Source organism: Anaerorhabdus sp., assembly GCF_036657415.1.
Classification (GTDB): domain Bacteria; phylum Bacillota_I; class Bacilli_A; order Erysipelotrichales; family Erysipelotrichaceae; genus Anaerorhabdus.
This window is the reverse complement of record NZ_JAVXGL010000045.1, coordinates 1-15,785: the sequence shown is the minus strand read 5'-3', so window position 1 is coordinate 15,785 and position 15,785 is coordinate 1. Positions and strand designations below refer to the sequence as shown.

The following is a 15,785-nucleotide window of genomic DNA, read 5'->3' as shown; positions in this document are numbered from 1 at the left end:
GTCATGATAATATGCTCATCATTTAAAATTGCAAGTACCAATCGATTAAGAGCTAGACCAATACCATAATATGTTGCTTTTTTACGATCAATAATCTCATATGCAGCTTGTTGAACTTGATGATAAATGTCGTTTAAATCATTTAAATCATGCCCTTTTTCATCAATTATTTCTAACAAACTTTTACTACCTATATAAGCATGTGTCCAAGGAACAAAGCTTGAATCACCATGTTCACCCATAAGATATGCATGAATATTATTGGTTGATACATTTAGATATTCACTCATTAGATAACGTAAACGTGCAGTATCCAAAATTGTTCCCGAACCTAGCACTCTGTTTTGAGGCAATCCAGATGTTTTCCATGCAACATATGTCATCAAATCAACCGGATTGGATGCAACTAGAAGTACACCATCAAAACCTGATTTCATTATTTCGCTTACTATTGATTTCATTATTTTAGCATTGATTGCAGTCATATCTAGACGTGACTGTCCTGGCTTTTGGGCAGTACCTGCAGTAATTACCACGATTTCTGCATCACTGCATTCTGAATAATCGCCAGCTTTTATAATCATTTTATTTCGAGCATAAGGTAAGCCGTGTTGCAAATCCATCGCTTCCCCTATCGCTTTTTCTTTATCCACATCAATAAGTACCAATTCATCAACTCCACCTGAAGTTAAAAATGAATATGCCATACTCATTCCAACAAATCCTGTTCCAACTAATACAACTTTTCTATCTTTTTTCATAGCACTCCTTCCTTTCATAGCTATGTTATTAGTTTAACGAAAAGATGTTCATTTGTAATCTAATATGCCCATTTTATGGTATTGTGATAAAGTCACAGTGAAGCCATGTGGTTGCATTTATACTATGAATATAAAAAGTGAGGAAAACATTATGAAATTAGTTATTATCAATGAACGATGCCCTAAAAATCATCAATGTCCAGCTATGCGAGTTTGTCCAGTAAATGCTTTAAGTCAAAATAATTTTGATGCTCCCATTGTTGATTTAGAAAAATGTATTCGTTGTGGTAAATGTGTAAAATTTTGTCCTAAGAAAGCATTGGTTTTAGAATCATGAAAATATTAAGTAAACTTACAATCATTACTCTTTTATTTATCACTGGTTGCTCTACTACCCAAACTACTTATAAAACAGTCTCTGCTAAGGATGCCCAAGCTAAAATGACTACATCTGAAGATGTAGTTCTACTTGATGTACGTACTCTTGAAGAATATGAAGAAAAACATATTCAAGGCTCTATTTTAATCCCTGATTATGATATTGAAACTGAAATTGAGACACAAATTCCAAATAAAGACACAACAATCATCGTCTATTGTCGAAGCGGTAATCGTAGCCGTAATGTTGCAAATAAGCTAATTACTATGGGATATAAAGATGTTTATGATTTAGGTGGAATAAATAATTACCCTTACACTGAAAACATAGTTACAAATTGAAAATAACTATTCAATGTATGTAACTTCAATTAATTTTTCATTATTAAACACCAATTTGAAACAGCTTGGTGTTTTAATTTTACCATCTAGAATAATACTACCATTAAAAACAATTCTTCTTTCTTTACGTTCGGTATTCGTAACAGCAATTGCACAATTTGACAAAAGGTATGAACATATGGCAGTAGCATGACTTACAATCGCTATTGTTTGACTATCATCAATACGATTCAAATAGAAGTCTATTGCATCTACCATTCTCTTTCTAACATCATTTAGTGATTCTCCACCAATATTTTTATAATCATAGTCTAAATATTGGCGAATCCAGAAATCATCAGTAAGTTCTTCTTCCTTACCTAGTCTTCTTTCATGCAAGCGCTCATCAACAAAATAATTGGAACTTATTATTTGCGCTGTTTGTACCGCTCTTAAATATGGTGAACAAAGAACATTATTAAAATCAACATGTAATTTCGATAATAAATTTTCCATTTCTCTAATACCTTGTTTTGAAATAGGTATACTTTCATTATGATATCCGGAATTTTCTTGTGGGATTGTGTGTCGAAACAAATATATCGTTTTCATAGTTTACCTAACACTTCCTATTTTTATTTATCTAATATGATATTACACTATAAACAAAAATATTCAACTTTCTTTATAAAAAAGATGAGAACTTATCTCCCATCTTTTATCCGTTTAATAACGCCTCTTCATTATCTAGATTATTAATTGTTTCCTTTTTAACTTTATGCAAATAATATAGACTTAATATACAACAAATACCCTCTGTAATTGGAAATGAAATCCAAGAGATATTCAAACCAAATTGATGAGCCAACACATATGTCAAAGGCACTAAAATTATCATTTGACGCAGTAATGTAACAATTAGAGAATTTTTGCCATGATCTAACGCTTGGAAAACTGAACAAAGAATTAATGACATTCCCGCAAAGATAAAAGAGATGCTGATAATCCTCAAGGCTGGTATTCCAATCATTAACATATCTTCACTAGCATTAAATAAATAAAGTAATTGCTCTGGGAAAAGTTGAAATACAATGGTACCTACAAACATAATTCCTACCGCCAATATTAATGAGAAATGTATTGTTTCTAATATACGATTTTTATGTCTAGCTCCATAGTTAAACGATATGATTGGAATAATCGCATTTGTAATTCCTGATACAGCCATAAATACGAATTGTTGAAGTTTAAAATAAATACTAAATACTGAAACCGCCAGTGTTGAAAAAGAAACCAAAATCATATTCATAAATACTGTCATAAAACTCATAATTGATTGCATAAGAATTGCAGGAATAGCAATCTTATAAATACTATTAATTAAAGTTAAATCCATTTTGAATTCTCGTACATGAATTTGAACAAGTTTTACTTTATGTTTAGTGATAAAGATACCTAAAAGCATCGCAATGATTTGACCTATAACTGTCGCAATTGCTGCCCCTGTCACACCCATTGCTGGGAAACCAAAATAACCGAAAATAAAGATTGGATCAAGAATTATATTTACTAATGCACCAACACCTTGAACTACCATGTTGTAACCAGGATTTCCTGTAGCTTGCATAATTCTTTCATAGGTAATTTGAACAAATATTCCAAATGAAAATATCATACATATTTGCATATAACTGATTCCCATTGCTAGAATCTCCGCATCATTCGTAAACAATTGAATAAACTGTTTAGAAAATAAGAAACCAATTAATGCAAAGACAAGACCATTCACAATTGCCAAGAATAAACCATGCACGGCAACTTGATTTGCCTCTTTTTGTTTCTTAAGTCCTAAATTTCTCGACAATAATGCATTTATGCCGACCCCTGTCCCACAGGCAACTGCAACTAAAATCATTTGAATTGGATAACACAAAGATACTGCTGTAAGGGCAGATTCAGATACCCTAGCAATAAAGATACTATCTACAATGTTATAAAGTGCTTGAACTAACATTGAGATGATGATTGGAATAGACATTGTAGTAACTAATTTTTTTATTTCCATACTGCCCATTTTGTTTTCTTTCATACGAAAACCTCCATTTCACACAAAAAAGGAACCCGGGGTTCCTTTTACACTCTGATAGTTTCCAATGTTTTATGCAAAGCGTTAATTAACGTATGGGTCACGTCAATACTCTTGTATTATACCAAACTGTATTTCAATTTCAATGACTTTTGTAATCTACGCAATGAAATCTAATCTTCCTGTATCTGGATCAATAAGAAATCCTGATACTTTTATATCCTTAGGAATAAGTGGATGCAATTTTATATTTTGGACTGTTTCTTTTACTGAAATACATGGATTATCAAATCCATTCAACCATTTTTTAATATCCATACCTAAATAATTCATCAATTCAATATCTTTTTCCTGAATTCCTCTTTCAAGCATTTTTTCAATGATTGATGAAGAATGAATATTTTGCATGCCACAATCATAGTGGTTTATGACCATAATCTCTTCAACACCTAACTCATAAATTGCAATAATTAAACTTCGCATGACACTGCCTAGTGGACTACTAATTAATGCCCCTGCATTTTTAATCATTTTAACATCGCCATTTTGAATATTCAAAGCAGCTGGTAATAACTCTGTAAGTCTTGTATCCATGCATGAAAGAATTGCTATTTTCTTGCTTGGATATTTTGTTGTTTTATATTTCTCATATTCCTTATTTTCTACAAACCGTTTATTAAATTCTACTAATTCTTCAATATTACTCATATAGATCACCTCTGAACAAGTAATATTTTATACTATATCTTCAATTTTTTAAAACTATTTTATTTGTTGTCGATGCGCAGTAATTATTGTATAACTTGAAGCATTGATAGTAATGACATAATCTTCCTTATAGACATACCAATTTTTCCCTGACGATTCTATATTTTCTGCACTTAATACAACACTTTTGCACCATGCAATAATATCATTAACTTTAAGACCTAAATTTTTTAGAATTCTTTTCTTACCTAATTCTGTAGTTTTTATTTTATCGAGATTTTCAAGAAGTTCATTAACATTTCTCAATGAATTTCCTTTACTTTTAATTTCAACCCATTGATTTAAAGCTCTTGCGATTGGAGGAGATATTTGTTTAGGTAAATCATCAAATCGGAAAAATTGTAAATCCTCAACCTCAGATTCTTGCATACTTAACTGTCCTGAATATTCTCTACATATGAACACAATATCAACATTGGACACTTCATCACCATTAGGATAAATATAATGCGTATGACTCCCTGAGAAGACACCAAAAAACTCAAGTTTATGGGCAATCAAACCTGTTTCTTCAAATAATTCACGCTTCGCAGCTTCTTCAACAACTTCATCAAGTTCAACAGACCCACCTGCGTATCCCCAACAATGATTGTCTCTTCTTTTTTGAAGTAAGATCCTGCCTTCTTTATCTTCGACAATTACACTAGCTCCAACTTGAAGTAGTGCTCGATGACCAACAATTTTACGTAAATCCATTATATAGTTTGACATTATATACCTCCTTAATTATCTATCTCTTTTAATGCTAATAACTTCTCTTTATTCGGCTTATCTTTCATTAAAAATCCTGCCCATTTCAAATCACTACGATCTACTTTCTCTTTGCATTCATCAATTTTACGTTTATAAAATTCAATTTTCTCTTTTACTTTTATTTCGTAATCTTCTTTATGACTAAATACGATTGCTGACAATTCGTAGATTGGTAAACCTATTGCATGTGTCTCTACATGAATTGTCGATAATCCTTGCCCTATTGCATGATAAAGCGCTATATCACTTTTATCATTTATTTCTTTACATACTGCATGACACTCCAAAATTGCTCTTTTAGCTGCAGGCATTTTCTCCTCGCCTCTTGCCCATCGTTGACATATTTCAAATGCATTTTGTGCTCTAAATTCTTCTGAATATTTTCTTTCAAGAGTTTTCAATGGAACTTTTATGCATTCAAAAGCCCACAATACTAATGTCCGATGATTTTGTTGTTGAATAAGAAAAATCAATTCCTGTAGACATTCACTTTCTCTAGAAAAAAGAATTGTATTTTTTTTCTTCAGTTTTTCTTCAATATTTTCAAGCATTATTTTTCCTCTATATCTAAAATTCAAAAAAAGATATCATAAGCTATTTTCAAATTTATCAGCTACTTTAATTTATAAAAATAGTATTTACGAAAGTACCTTTTGTTTTCTTCTGTTATATAAATTAACCGTGATTAAGGAAATCACGATAATAACTGCATTTGCACATATAGTTCCTTGCCAAGTCATTGTCATTGTTCCAAAAATTGGTGATACGGCATTAAACATTGTATGAAATAGAACACACATGAATACACAACCTTTTCCTGATATTTTATAAATTGCCCCCATGAAAAAACGAAAAGACATTATTTGTATATTAAACATCCAAAAATTTATAAGCCCATCACCATGATTTGTACCTGGTATAAAAAACAGTGGAACATGCCATAGCGCCCAAATGAATCCAGTATATAAACACGCCACAACGTATCCATATTTTTTATCTAATGTGGGTTGTAAAACATACATCCAACCCGACTCTTCTAATCCTCCTATAATAAGATTACCTGGTAATGATAAGAAGAAAGTATAAAATGGAAGAACAAATTTAAAATCCTTTGTTACTATGATATGCGAAATAAAATAAATAGCTAAACCAAATATGACAAATAAATACGAGAATAGACTATTTTGAAAATGAAATACCGTTTCAAGCCACTCTTTGAAACTTGCAATTTTATTATTCTTCTTTAAAACAATATAAGAGGCTATGGCTGGCGATAAAATATAAAGAGAAAAAGGAACATTCATGATAAATTGTTCAAATGTATCAACCCAGTTATATACCTTATATCCATATTGACTTAAAAAAATCAGTAATCCAGAAATAGAGTATGCAATACCAAATGTTAACAACATAAATTGTACAACTATTTTTTTATCTTTCATAATTCGCTATTCTATTTGTCCTTGTAGTTTTAATTGTACCAAATAAAACTTTTGTTATCACTATTCTTTTGCATAACATGGAATATAAAAAAATCTCTATCATAGAGATTTTTTTACAGATAATTAAATTTTACGAAAATACCTTATTTATTTAATTTGAAATTCAACGTTGCCTGAATGTGATTACTACACTTCCATTTCCTAATACTTCCGCTAACTTATCGGTATTCTCTATAAATCCTAATGGCGTATAACTATAAGTTGTATTAAATGTCTCATAGAATAAAACCAAACATTCTGAACCAAATAACATCAAATCACCTTTGTTTACTTTTTTAGGAAGAACTGCTTCTTCAGTTAATCTTTCATCTAGATAATAATATTTCTCATTGCCATTCATATCATTCATTTCTATTGATAGCGGTAACTTCATTAGAAATTCATTAGCAGCACGATTATCATAGATAATTACATCAAAGATTTGATCTTTAATTTCAGCAACAATTTCTACATTCATATCATCATTTATTCCTTCACTATCATTTTTCTCACCTGTTTGATTTGCTTGTATTAAATCTACTTCAATTTTATTCTGGCAGCTCGTCATCAATATACCTAATAAAACTAGACAACCTATCTTTCTAATTTTCATTATGATACCCCAAATTGCCGTCAAACATTTTCAAAAACTTCTTTGTTCTTTCTTCTTGTGGTGTGTTAAATATGGTATCCGGCACTCCTTCTTCGATAATTTTACCTTGATCCATAAAAATTATTCTATTACTTACATTTTTTGCGAAATTCAATTCATGAGTTACTATAATCATTGTCATTCCTTCATTAGCAAGTTGGCGAATAACAAGCAAAACTTCTTCAATTAGCTCTGGATCAAGTGCTGAAGTTGGTTCATCAAAAAGAATAACATCAGGTTTAGTTACAAAGGCACGCGCTATTGCAACACGTTGTTGCTGTCCACCTGACAGTTGATGAGGATAATAATCATAGCGATTCGACAATCCGACTTTATCTAGAGCTTGCTTCGCTAACACAATTGCTTGTTCTTTATTCATTTTTCTTACAACTATTAATCCTTCAGTCACATTTTCAAGTGCTGTTTTATTACGAAATAAATTATATCCTTGAAATACAAAAGCTGTTCTCATGCGAATAGACTTCGCTTCTTTATGATTCACTTCACTCATCTCGTATTTCTTACCATCAAAAAACATTTGACCAGCATCTGCTTTGCATAGATAATTCATACATCGCAATAATGTTGTTTTACCAGAACCACTTGGTCCTAAAATACTTATCACATCACCCTTATTTACTTTCAAGTTTATATCTTTTAATATTTCATTTTTGCCAAATGATTTTTTCAGTTTATTAATTTCTATCATAATTCACCTAATATTCTAATTTGAATCTATTTTCTAAAACATGTTGTATTTTAGAAAGAATCGTACAAATAATCAAATATATTAATCCAACTTCACAGTAAAGTGCAAATGGTTCATATGTTCTTGCGATAATGCGCTGAGTCGCCATAAGCATTTCTAGAATAGTAATATTAGATGCTAAAGAAGTATCTTTTACCAAACTTATCAAAGAATTACTTAGTGGTGGGAATGCTGATCGCAATGCTTGTGGTAATACAATTCGAAATAGTATTTGAATGTAACTCATTCCCACACAATAGCCCGCTTCAAATTGCCCTTTTGGAATTGCTTCAATTGCTGCTCTAATCGTTTCTGAATCATAGGCACCTATACTCAATGAAAAAACAATAAGGGCTGCTGGAAATGGCTCTAACAAAATACCTAAACTAGGTAATCCATAAAAGATAACGTATAGCTGAACTAATAAAGGTGTTCCTCTAATAATCCAAACATACCCTTTTACTATTTGCTTAAGCACTTTTATATTTGATACTTGAATCATTGCTACAATAAGTGCAATAAATAAACCTATGGTAAATGAAAGTATTGTAAGTGGAATCGTCATCGTCAGTCCTGGTAAAGCAATTTTCCAAAACGAGTCGAGTAATATTTCTAATATCCGATTATCCATAATCTATTCACTTACTAAATCTGTGCCGAAATATTTAATTGATAATTGGGACAACTCGCCTGATTGAATCATTTCATCAATGATTTTATTTATTTCTTGGTTCAATGCAGTAGATTCTTGTCCTTTACGCATCGGAATTGATACTAATGAAGACTCATCTGTTAAGGCAGCTATTTTTAACGATGCTTCAGGATGAACTTTCATATAGTCATAATAAGTCACTTCAGCATTCAATGTTGCATCTACTCTATTTTGTAAAACAAGTTCTATTGTTTGACTTAAATCATCAACACCAGTAGTAGTAGCGCCATAATGCTCAGCAAGTGTAGCATATGTACTTGCAAGTGTATTTGCTGTTTGCTTTCCACTCAAATCATCATATGAATGTATTTCATCATTATCACTTTTAACAATAATGGCTGTCTTAATGAAAGCATATGGATTAGAAAAATCATATTTTTCTAATCGCTCATCTGTAATCTCAACACCATTTATTACAATATCATAACGTTTTGAATCAAGACCTGCGAATAAACTATCCCACTCTGCTTCAACAAACGTTGCTTTGACACCAAGTTTTTCAGCGATAAGTTGACCCAATTCTACATCATAACCAACCAATTCATTATCTTCATTATGGTATGACCATGGTTGCCAAGTTCCTTCAGTAGCAATAATAATTTCATTCTTATTTTTTATTTGTTGTAATGTATCAGTTTGTGTATCATTCCCCTTTGTACATCCACTAAGGATCAACAAACTTATTACAATTAACATCCTAAATTTTTTCATTTTTCTTCCTCATTTTCCTTATTTATTTGATATACCAAATAGTCCAAGCAATCTATGCACTTTTGATTTTCATGTACTTTATCTAATAATTTTATTCGATGTTTCTCCAACAATTTCACTTGTTCTTTCGAAGTGCCTTTTTCTTTACAAATCATAAAAGAATCAATCGTTTCAGAATCACATCCAGCATCTTTGAGATTCTGTTTTATCACTTCTTTTTTTGCATTCTTCTCCATTCTTTTCTTGTCCTCCCTGTTGATGACGTAATAGTAACATCTGTATTTATCAATAACAAATACTTATACCAAATAGTTTACCATGCTTGACAGTTATATATAAACAAGGGTAAATTTAAAGTGGAGGTAATAAAATGGAACTACGTGTACTTGAATACTTTTTGGCTGTAACTCGTGAACAAAGTATCTCTGCAGCTGCAGAATCATTACATTTGTCTCAACCTACATTATCCCGACAATTGAAAGATATGGAAGATGAACTTGGTAAGCAACTACTCATTCGTGGTAATCGTAAAATTACCCTTACAGAAGAAGGAATGATTCTAAGAAAACGCGCAGAGGAAATCTTAGAACTCGTGAGAAAAGCTGAACATGAAATAAATATATCCGATGAATTTATTGCTGGTGATATTACAATAGGCACTGGAGAAACCGACGGTTTGAGACTCATCACAAATACTGCCAAAGAACTCCAGCAACATTATCCACATATTCACTTCAATATTGTTAGTGGTGATGCAGTAGATATCATGGATCAATTGAATAAAGGAATATATGATTTTGGAATTTTATTGGGAGATATAGACACTACAAAATTTGACGCAATTAAATTACCCTACAACGATACCTGGGGTGTTTTAATGAGAAAAGATTCCATTCTTGCAAAAAAAGATGTTATAACACCAGAAGATTTGTGGGATAAGCCATTAATCGTATCGCGCCAGGCGATAAAGCAACATGGTATTCCTCTTTGGTTAAGAAAAGATAGCAATGATCTTAATATAGTAGCTACCTATAACTTAATATTTAATGCCTCATTAATGGTGGACGAAGGAATGGGTTATTGCATAACAATCGACAAAATCATAAATACTTCTGGAAATAGTAATCTTTGTTTTAAACCCTTATCACCTAAATTAAACATTAGCCTAAATATTGTTTGGAAGAAATATCAGGTGTTTTCTAAAGCAACTGAAAAATTTATTATTGCACTTCAACAAAAGTTCTAAAATTATCTTAAAACTTCATAGACCATATAAAAATACCTCAATGAACTGAATCAATTGTTCATTGAGGTATTTTATATATATGTAGTATTTATAGTTTCAAACTTAATCACTATCTTAAAGAATCTTCCAAATAAAATGAAACTTGATTTCTTCCTTTTTGCTTTGCATGATACATTGCTTTATCAGCTTGATCAAGCACTTGATCAAAATCACCACCATATGTAAACAATGTTATACCTACACTACACGTTACCAGTATATCCCCATTATCACTATGTATTTTGAGAAGCGAGACAATATTTTCTGCTTGTTGCTTTACTTTTTCAATATCTGTTACATCTTCTACTAAAACAATGAATTCATCACCACCTATTCTACCAACCAATTCATTAGGGAATGACTCTTTTAGTTTTTGTGCTGCACTAATCAAAATCTCATCTCCAAAAAGATGACCATATGTATCATTAATATTTTTAAAGAAATCTAAGTCAATGAATAATAAAGCATTACTTTGATTTGGATTATCAAGTAAGCATTCATTAATTTTATCCTTCATACTTTGTCGATTCAACAAATCTGTCAAGTCATCATGTTGTGCTTTAGCAGTTAATCTCTGTTTTAATTTAATTTCTTCATCAGAGTCTTGCAAAAAAGAAACAAGTCGTAAAGAATTAGTGACTTTACTCATATACATTTTTGATTTAAACTCAATCCAACGATAATCTTTATTATCAGTACGCATAAATGTAATATGACTAAATTCTTTGATTCCACGATTATAGTTATCTATTAAATGATTCAAATCATAAAACAAATTGAACTCCTCTACATAATCTTCATGAATATACCCTGTTGATATTAAGCTAACCATTTTAGAAAAATCAACTCGTTCATAATTTTTTATCAAGTTTTTCCACAAATCACCTTCAGCACGTATCATTTGATTTTTCATTAAATCAGCTTCAAGGATATCTTTAAACATTGTTGTAGAAAGTTCACTTTTTTCTTTCTCTTCTTCTAATTCTATTTGTGCAGTAACATCACGAGCAATTCCTAATATCCCAATAACACTATTATCATCATCACGAATAAGATGTTTACTTGTCGAAGAATATTTTTTTCTACCATTTTCATCAGGAATTGGTTCAATATTATTAACAATAGACACTTCACTTTCCATAAGTGATTTATCATCTTCGATATATCGTTTTGCAAGTTCATGATCAAACAAATCAAAATCTGTTCTTCCGATTACTTCTTCTGCTGATTTCTTATTTACAAGCATTGCAAAAGAAAGTGAGCAATTAATATATGTCAAATTTGCGTCTTTTATGAACAGCAAATCTTCTGAAGTTTTAAATAAAGTTTCTAATGATTTTATTAGAAACTCTGTTTTTTGCAAACTCATGATTTTTCCTCCGATAATAAATTATATAAAGCAAATATTCATTATTTACATTGTACTACTTATTTTAACTTTTGCACCTCTAATTTCTCTGAAATTTTGGTTATTAATTTCTTGTTAGAATCTAATACCTATATTATTTCACAAAATTTGTTTATTTCATTTTCTCTAGATAAAACATCTTTCCTAAATTCAATACCACACAAAGCCAGACTAGCTTTTGATTCAATTTCCAAATGTCCATAAAAATGTTCAATGGTTTGAATTATTCCATGACATTCTCCTACGCTTGGACCTGTTCTTAACGCAATACTATAACCCTTTTTTCCTTTGCTAATGGTGGCATGTGGGTTGTGAGTATTACACCATGGTGTACATCGATCAATAAAAACTTTAAACTGTCCTGGGATATCCGCCCAATACGAAGGAGATACTAAAACAATTACATGTGCCCATTCAAATAAATCCATTACTTTTTCTGTATCATCGCTTTGTCTGCATATGGCAGTTTGATGACAAAAACGACACCCTATACAAAATTTTATATTGAAATCATTTATACAAGACTTCTTCACCTCATATCGCTGTTGCAAATTAGCGGTAACTTTATCGACAATTGCTGCGGTTGCACCATCTTTAACTGGACTACAATTCATAATTAGAGCATTCATTGAAATATCTCCTTTTTTATATATTGTTTAAGATTTTACCATAGTATTGAAAAAAGTACAGTTAGAAGTAGAAACATATTCAAAATAGAAGATTCCATATTTATGGAACCTTTTATAAAACAATCACACACATATTTCATAATTTAAAACTAGTTAATTTTCTTCATACAGTTCTAATTTATAGATTGTTTTAGATAATAGTCTTGAATTTCAAAATAGCTATCAAACTTATCTTTGAAATTAACTTGCAAAATTTCACCTGTTGAATCTTCAAAAATCATGGTATTGCAATTATCGATTGCTGAAAGTACAAGCTCTGCCTTTATTTTTAAGTCAGGAATGGCTTCTTGCTTCACTTCATTATTATAAATCACTTTAATTGCATATGGTTCACTAGAGGTTTTCAGTTGAATCGTATATCCACTCTTATCAATCATCATTAATGGATTACCATCATAACTTAAATTGTTAATACCGACAATCTCTAGTAAATTATGAACCCCTACATTATCACCTACATATTTAATACGATTATCGATTAATGAAATAAATGGTTCTGTATACATTTGACCTGTTTTAGACTCAATAATTACATTATCGATTTTTACTAAATCATCAATACTTGATAAGGGTATTATGATTGTACTCTCTAAGTATTCTGAACTAAATGATTTAACTAAAGTATATGTTATCTTTTTGTAATTTAAATTAGTATTTTCAATATGATAATTTTTTATTATTACGCCAGGTTGATTGGGTTTTACAGTATATTGTATAACCCCATTATCTACAACAATATTTCCTTTGATAGAAACATCATTTGAATTTACTCCAAATACATATGATTTAAGTAATAGGAATGACGCAAACAAAAGTATAACAATACTAATAGAAATTAATATTTTCCTTCTGTTTTTTTGTTTTACTCTTTTTAAATAGTCAATATTAGTATCCTTCGCATGCTTAATTGGACGTATCATTTCTGTATATATTTGTCTACATTCATCACATTCATCTAGATGTTCTTTTACTAAAATAGATGCTTCTTCTTCACAACAATTATCAACATAATTAGGTAATATTTCTCTAATAATGCTACATGGTAGTTTCATCTTCAATGGCCTCCTTTATTCTCGTTTTTCCTCTATAGAAAGTTACTCTTGCCCAATTTTCACTTTTATCCATAATTTCACCAATTTGTGAAAATGATAAATTTGCAGTCAATCTTAAATACATAACTTCACGATAAGGTTCTGATAATTCATGAACTTTCTTCAAAATATCTACACAATCCCAGTCAATATTTTCAGTTATGATATCTTCATTTAGTTCAATTTCTTTTTCTTTTCTAAATTCTTGTCGAAGCAAGTTATTTGCAATGCCACATAACCATGTGCTGATTTTACAGGAATGATCATAAGTATCTAATTTTTCTAAGGCAATTACAAAAGTCTCTTGAGTCAAATCTTCTGCAAGATCATGTCTATGACATTTTTTCAGTAGAAAACCATAGACCAGTTTCGCATAAGATTGATATATTTCTTCGTAACTTTGATTTAACTGTTCCATTATCTCCCCCCTCACCTAATATGTGTTAATTAACTAAGAAACGTTACAAACTTTTTTATTTTTTATTAAAATCATATCAAATATAACATAATTATGAGAAAAACCCTCACTTAATAGGATCAATATCTTAATTCGGTGAAAATTAATATTAAATTAATCTATCACTCACAAATTTATTGTCAGTATCAACTAGTAACTCATTATATTTAATAATTGAAAAAGAGAAAATCCACATTGATTTTCTCTTTATTCTATTCATATCTCAATGCTTCAATTGGATCTAGTTGACTTGCCTTATTTGCAGGCATATATCCAAAAAACATACCAATTGCCAAAGAGAATAAAACTGAACTTAATATAACAAATAATGAAGGTTTTGCTTGGTATTTCATTACATTGGCCACAATTGCTCCTATTGATAATCCCATAACAATTCCAATAATTCCGCCACAAAGACTAACCATCATCGCCTCAACTAGGAATTGAAAACGAATGATACTTCCTTTTGCACCTAAAGCCATCCGTATTCCAATTTCTCTTGTTCTTTCAGTCACGGATACCATCATTATATTCATAACACCAATTCCGCCAACAAGTAAACTAATCGCAGCTACGCCACCTATTCCTAATTTAATTTGATCCAACATTTTATTCATTGATTTCAACATACTTGCCATACTGCTCGTTACTGCAGTTATTTTCTCATTACTTACATAATAAGATTCAAAGTATGCGCTAGTAGAAATAAGAAACTCTTTGGCATCCACTTCTTCTCGCGGTACAACTGTTAGGTTTTTAAATCCAATCGAACTATCCTGTATTTGATAAGCTAGTGAATAAGGAATGTATGCTTTTGTTCCAGAGTCTTTATTGTAAACCATTGTTCCATCTTGTTCTTGGTATCTATATACACCACTAATATAGAGCTTTTCTATTTTATTCTCTTTATCTAAGATAATTGTATTTCCAATTGCATCTTTAGGATCAATACGGTTTCCATAATATTCTTGAACAAATCTATCAGAAACAACAATCGTTTTTTTCTTGTTTGAAATGTCATTTGTGGTAATAAATTCACCTGCAATCATTTGGATTTTATCAGATATTTTGGCATCAGGATTAACTCCTATAACTTCAGCATTCACCTTATACCGCCCATTTGTAAATCGAATTGTAGAAAGGGTATTTGTAATTGTAATTGCTTCAATGCTAGATGAGTATTTCTGTCTATAATCTTCCACCATTTTTTCTGTAATCAATTCACTTTGTTTGGGTTCACTCCATTCATAATTACTATAATCAAAACTAGGATCAAAATTATTTGAATTTCTGTCTGACACTTGAATCGAAATATTTTTTGCTCCAAACCCTGCCCATTCAGAATTTATGTTCCCTGTCATGGCATCACCAATTGTGACAATCGCAATAACTGAACCAACACCAATAATAATTCCCAACATCGTAAGAAGTGCTCGTAACTTGTTTGCTCTTAATGAAATAATCGCTAGTTTAATATTTTCAAT

At 30.6% G+C, this 15,785-nt stretch carries 20 protein-coding genes; 3 read left to right on the top strand and 17 right to left on the bottom strand.

Annotation, left to right across the window (positions count from 1 at the left end; translation table 11 throughout):
- Positions 1-761 (bottom strand): L-lactate dehydrogenase (locus RSB60_RS07480; protein ID WP_332615498.1); only part of this gene is annotated, 761 nt, incomplete at its 3' end.
- Between the two features lie 151 nt (positions 762-912).
- Here RSB60_RS07480 and RSB60_RS07475 point away from each other — a divergent pair.
- Positions 913-1,098, top strand: coding sequence for a DUF362 domain-containing protein (locus RSB60_RS07475; RefSeq protein WP_332475129.1), 186 nt, complete (start codon positions 913-915; stop codon positions 1,096-1,098).
- Positions 1,095-1,481: a rhodanese-like domain-containing protein gene (locus RSB60_RS07470; RefSeq protein ID WP_332615495.1), complete on the top strand. Its 387-nt coding sequence runs from the start codon at positions 1,095-1,097 to the stop codon at positions 1,479-1,481. The genes RSB60_RS07475 and RSB60_RS07470 overlap by 4 nt, the downstream gene beginning before the upstream one ends.
- Positions 1,482-1,487: 6 nt before the next feature.
- Here RSB60_RS07470 and RSB60_RS07465 read toward each other — a convergent pair whose 3' ends face one another.
- The 11 genes from RSB60_RS07465 to RSB60_RS07410 all read right to left on the bottom strand — a co-directional run bounded on the left by RSB60_RS07465 (position 1,488) and on the right by RSB60_RS07410 (position 9,607).
- Entirely contained in the window at positions 1,488-2,072 is a 585-nt protein-coding gene (locus RSB60_RS07465; RefSeq protein WP_332615493.1) for a histidine phosphatase family protein, read from the bottom strand.
- Positions 2,073-2,178: 106 nt separating this feature from the next.
- Positions 2,179-3,549, bottom strand: a complete 1,371-nt coding sequence (locus RSB60_RS07460; protein ID WP_323381475.1) for an MATE family efflux transporter — start codon at positions 3,547-3,549, stop codon at positions 2,179-2,181.
- A gap of 156 nt (positions 3,550-3,705) precedes the next feature.
- Positions 3,706-4,254: a beta-class carbonic anhydrase gene (locus RSB60_RS07455; RefSeq protein WP_332615491.1), complete on the bottom strand. Its 549-nt coding sequence runs from the start codon at positions 4,252-4,254 to the stop codon at positions 3,706-3,708.
- 54 nt (positions 4,255-4,308) lie between these two features.
- On the bottom strand, positions 4,309-5,025 hold the full coding sequence (locus tag RSB60_RS11465) for a DUF3781 domain-containing protein (RefSeq protein ID WP_442879656.1): 717 nt from the start codon (positions 5,023-5,025) through the stop codon (positions 4,309-4,311).
- An 11-nt stretch (positions 5,026-5,036) separates the two neighbouring features.
- Positions 5,037-5,618, bottom strand: coding sequence for a putative immunity protein (locus tag RSB60_RS07440; protein WP_323381473.1), 582 nt, complete (start codon positions 5,616-5,618; stop codon positions 5,037-5,039).
- A gap of 87 nt (positions 5,619-5,705) precedes the next feature.
- Positions 5,706-6,509 carry a CPBP family intramembrane glutamic endopeptidase gene (locus RSB60_RS07435; protein ID WP_332615488.1) on the bottom strand — a complete coding sequence of 268 codons (804 nt, stop codon included), beginning with the start codon at positions 6,507-6,509 and terminating at the stop codon, positions 5,706-5,708.
- 163 nt (positions 6,510-6,672) lie between these two features.
- Positions 6,673-7,161, bottom strand: coding sequence for a cyclophilin-like fold protein (locus tag RSB60_RS07430; RefSeq protein ID WP_332475122.1), 489 nt, complete (start codon positions 7,159-7,161; stop codon positions 6,673-6,675).
- Positions 7,151-7,909 (bottom strand): amino acid ABC transporter ATP-binding protein, encoded by a 759-nt coding sequence (locus tag RSB60_RS07425; RefSeq protein WP_332475121.1) that lies wholly within the window; start codon positions 7,907-7,909, stop codon positions 7,151-7,153. The genes RSB60_RS07430 and RSB60_RS07425 overlap by 11 nt, the downstream gene beginning before the upstream one ends.
- 7 nt (positions 7,910-7,916) lie before the next feature.
- Positions 7,917-8,579: an amino acid ABC transporter permease gene (locus RSB60_RS07420; RefSeq protein ID WP_323381469.1), complete on the bottom strand. Its 663-nt coding sequence runs from the start codon at positions 8,577-8,579 to the stop codon at positions 7,917-7,919.
- 3 nt (positions 8,580-8,582) lie between these two features.
- On the bottom strand, positions 8,583-9,371 hold the full coding sequence (locus RSB60_RS07415; protein WP_332615484.1) for a transporter substrate-binding domain-containing protein: 789 nt from the start codon (positions 9,369-9,371) through the stop codon (positions 8,583-8,585).
- Complete coding sequence (locus RSB60_RS07410; protein WP_323381467.1) at positions 9,368-9,607, bottom strand: hypothetical protein; 240 nt, start codon at positions 9,605-9,607, stop codon at positions 9,368-9,370. Before RSB60_RS07410 ends, RSB60_RS07415 begins: the two co-directional genes overlap by 4 nt.
- A 134-nt stretch (positions 9,608-9,741) precedes the next feature.
- Between RSB60_RS07410 and RSB60_RS07405 the strand changes: the two genes are divergently transcribed.
- Entirely contained in the window at positions 9,742-10,617 is an 876-nt protein-coding gene (locus RSB60_RS07405) for a LysR family transcriptional regulator (RefSeq protein ID WP_323381466.1), read from the top strand.
- Positions 10,618-10,726: 109 nt separating this feature from the next.
- Here RSB60_RS07405 and RSB60_RS07400 read toward each other — a convergent pair whose 3' ends face one another.
- From RSB60_RS07400 to RSB60_RS07380, 5 genes are all read right to left on the bottom strand, one after another.
- Positions 10,727-12,025: a GGDEF domain-containing protein gene (locus RSB60_RS07400; RefSeq protein ID WP_332615481.1), complete on the bottom strand. Its 1,299-nt coding sequence runs from the start codon at positions 12,023-12,025 to the stop codon at positions 10,727-10,729.
- 128 nt (positions 12,026-12,153) lie between these two features.
- Positions 12,154-12,693 (bottom strand): flavodoxin family protein, encoded by a 540-nt coding sequence (locus tag RSB60_RS07395; protein WP_332615479.1) that lies wholly within the window; start codon positions 12,691-12,693, stop codon positions 12,154-12,156.
- Between the two features lie 173 nt (positions 12,694-12,866).
- Positions 12,867-13,805: a DUF4825 domain-containing protein gene (locus RSB60_RS07390; protein ID WP_332615477.1), complete on the bottom strand. Its 939-nt coding sequence runs from the start codon at positions 13,803-13,805 to the stop codon at positions 12,867-12,869.
- A complete protein-coding gene (locus RSB60_RS07385; protein ID WP_323381462.1) occupies positions 13,789-14,262 on the bottom strand; it encodes an RNA polymerase sigma factor in 474 nt (157 codons plus the stop codon). The genes RSB60_RS07390 and RSB60_RS07385 overlap by 17 nt, the downstream gene beginning before the upstream one ends.
- Positions 14,263-14,513: 251 nt before the next feature.
- The coding region (locus RSB60_RS07380; RefSeq protein ID WP_332615475.1) for an ABC transporter permease at positions 14,514-15,785 on the bottom strand (1,272 nt) is incomplete at its 5' end.

Bases quoted from the DNA above. Each gene is read 5' to 3' on its own strand.
- RSB60_RS07470 (WP_332615495.1), top strand. From the start codon at position 1,095: ATGAAAATATTAAGTAAACTTACAATCATTACTCTTTTATTTATCACT.
- RSB60_RS07440 (WP_323381473.1), bottom strand. From the start codon at position 5,618: ATGCTTGAAAATATTGAAGAAAAACTGAAGAAAAAAAATACAATTCTT.
- RSB60_RS07475 (WP_332475129.1), top strand. From the start codon at position 913: ATGAAATTAGTTATTATCAATGAACGATGCCCTAAAAATCATCAATGT.
- RSB60_RS07405 (WP_323381466.1), top strand. From the start codon at position 9,742: ATGGAACTACGTGTACTTGAATACTTTTTGGCTGTAACTCGTGAACAA.
- RSB60_RS07435 (WP_332615488.1), bottom strand. From the start codon at position 6,509: ATGAAAGATAAAAAAATAGTTGTACAATTTATGTTGTTAACATTTGGT.
- RSB60_RS07415 (WP_332615484.1), bottom strand. From the start codon at position 9,371: ATGAAAAAATTTAGGATGTTAATTGTAATAAGTTTGTTGATCCTTAGT.
- RSB60_RS07400 (WP_332615481.1), bottom strand. From the start codon at position 12,025: ATGAGTTTGCAAAAAACAGAGTTTCTAATAAAATCATTAGAAACTTTA.
- RSB60_RS07410 (WP_323381467.1), bottom strand. From the start codon at position 9,607: ATGGAGAAGAATGCAAAAAAAGAAGTGATAAAACAGAATCTCAAAGAT.
- RSB60_RS07465 (WP_332615493.1), bottom strand. From the start codon at position 2,072: ATGAAAACGATATATTTGTTTCGACACACAATCCCACAAGAAAATTCC.
- RSB60_RS07460 (WP_323381475.1), bottom strand. From the start codon at position 3,549: ATGAAAGAAAACAAAATGGGCAGTATGGAAATAAAAAAATTAGTTACT.
- RSB60_RS07390 (WP_332615477.1), bottom strand. From the start codon at position 13,805: ATGAAACTACCATGTAGCATTATTAGAGAAATATTACCTAATTATGTT.
- RSB60_RS07420 (WP_323381469.1), bottom strand. From the start codon at position 8,579: ATGGATAATCGGATATTAGAAATATTACTCGACTCGTTTTGGAAAATT.
- RSB60_RS07455 (WP_332615491.1), bottom strand. From the start codon at position 4,254: ATGAGTAATATTGAAGAATTAGTAGAATTTAATAAACGGTTTGTAGAA.
- RSB60_RS07425 (WP_332475121.1), bottom strand. From the start codon at position 7,909: ATGATAGAAATTAATAAACTGAAAAAATCATTTGGCAAAAATGAAATA.
- RSB60_RS11465 (WP_442879656.1), bottom strand. From the start codon at position 5,025: ATGTCAAACTATATAATGGATTTACGTAAAATTGTTGGTCATCGAGCA.
- RSB60_RS07395 (WP_332615479.1), bottom strand. From the start codon at position 12,693: ATGAATGCTCTAATTATGAATTGTAGTCCAGTTAAAGATGGTGCAACC.
- RSB60_RS07430 (WP_332475122.1), bottom strand. From the start codon at position 7,161: ATGAAAATTAGAAAGATAGGTTGTCTAGTTTTATTAGGTATATTGATG.
- RSB60_RS07385 (WP_323381462.1), bottom strand. From the start codon at position 14,262: ATGGAACAGTTAAATCAAAGTTACGAAGAAATATATCAATCTTATGCG.